The sequence below is a fragment of the Phycisphaerae bacterium genome (assembly GCA_012729815.1).
GTDB lineage: Bacteria > Planctomycetota > Phycisphaerae > JAAYCJ01 > JAAYCJ01 > JAAYCJ01.
On record JAAYCJ010000109.1, the window covers coordinates 1 to 1,540 of the forward strand.

At 64.6% G+C, this 1,540-nt stretch carries 2 protein-coding genes; both read left to right on the top strand.

Annotation, left to right across the window (positions count from 1 at the left end):
* The first annotated feature begins 190 nt into the window (after positions 1-190).
* Entirely contained in the window at positions 191-496 is a 306-nt protein-coding gene (locus GXY33_07990) for a transposase (GenBank protein NLX05069.1), read from the top strand.
* 47 nt (positions 497-543) lie between these two features.
* Entirely contained in the window at positions 544-1,530 is a 987-nt protein-coding gene (locus GXY33_07995) for a DDE-type integrase/transposase/recombinase (GenBank protein ID NLX05070.1), read from the top strand.
* Positions 1,531-1,540: the final 10 nt, after the last annotated feature.

Sequence of the window (1,540 nt, forward strand, 5' to 3'; positions counted from 1 at the left end):
TGTAGTGTTTCCCACGAAGTGAGACATTCGGGCGGGTAGAATAGGAGACGGTTTTGGGGTCGGGAGTGGAGGGGGAACCAGGGTTCCCAGGTTCCCCCTCGGGCTCCCCCTCCTTCCTTCTTTCCCCTCCGAGGGAAGAAGGAGGCGGCCGAGACGGGACGGTGGCGTGGTCGCATCAAGGAGAACCGTCATGAGCGAATCGAAGCCGCGTCGTGCGTGGACGGCGGCCCGGAAGCTGCGGATCGTCTTGGAGACCTTGGGCTCGGACGTGAAGCTGGCTGAGGTCTGCCGTCGGGAAGGGGTCTCGCCCAATCTGGTCTACAAGTGGCGTAAGCAATTGGCCGGGTCGGCGGAGGCGATCTTCGCCCGGCCGTCCAACGGCCGGGACATCGATCGCCGGACGGCGAAGCTGACCGAGGAGAACCGCCGGATGAAGGACGTGATCGCCGAGATCACGGCGGAGAACCTGGAGCTAAAAAAAACGCTCTCGGACTGAGCGACCACGTTCAGCTCCCGCGTGCACTGCAGGAGGAGGTCCAGGCCTTGGTCCACGAGGCGAAAGAGCGCAGCGGCTTTCCCATCCGGCGGACGCTGGCGGCGTTGGCCATCTGCCCGTCCAGCTACTACCGCTGGGTTCGGACCGGTCCGGCTTGCCCGGCGGCGCCGCGGAGCGGTCCGGGGACGCTGTACCGGTTGCTGCCGGAGGAGCGGGGGGCGATCGTCGATTACGCGTTGTCGCATCCGGAGGTCCGGCATCGGGAATTGGCCTGGAAAATGCTGGATGAGGGTGTTTGCGCGGTCTCGGCGTCCAGCGTGTACCGGGTCCTGGGCGAGGAGCACCTGATCGGTCGCTGGGCGCCCAAGGCCCGGGCCAAGGGCCAGGGCCGCCAGGAACGCCCCGGCCGTCCGGATGAGCTCTGGCAGACGGACATCCGGTACACGAAGGTCAACGAACGGAGCTATTATCTGCTGACCTTCATGGACGTCTATTCGCGGTACATCGTGTATCACGAGCTGCTGCGGACGATGGATGGGCTGAGCGTCTCGATCGCGGCGGCCGCCGCGCTGGCCGCGCTGCCGGCGGGGGCGACCCCGACGATCCAGAGCGACCACGGGTCGTGCTTCATCTCGGGCGACTTCGCGGCGACCCTCAGGGAAAACAGGATCACCCACACCCGGATCCGGCCGCACACCCCGACGGACAACGCCGAAATCGAACGCTGCCAACGGACCATCGGCGAGGCGATCGACCAGCAGGAGCCGGACAGCTACGGCGAGGCCCAACGTGTGGTCGACGCGGTGATCGACCACTACAATCACGAGCGTCTGCACTCGGCCCTTGGGTTCCTGCGGCCGATCGATTACTATCGTGGAAACCCGGAGGCGCTGCTGGCCGAACGCCGCCGGAAACTGGCCACGGCCAGAGAAATCAGGAAACAGCAGAACCTTAAACTCAGACAACGCCTGATCCCGTTCCCGGACGAAAGACTGTCTCTTAATCAGAACCGCGTTTTGTCTCACTTTCTGTGAAACATATCAA

Bases quoted from the DNA above. Each gene is read 5' to 3' on its own strand.
- GXY33_07990 (NLX05069.1), top strand. From the start codon at position 191: ATGAGCGAATCGAAGCCGCGTCGTGCGTGGACGGCGGCCCGGAAGCTG.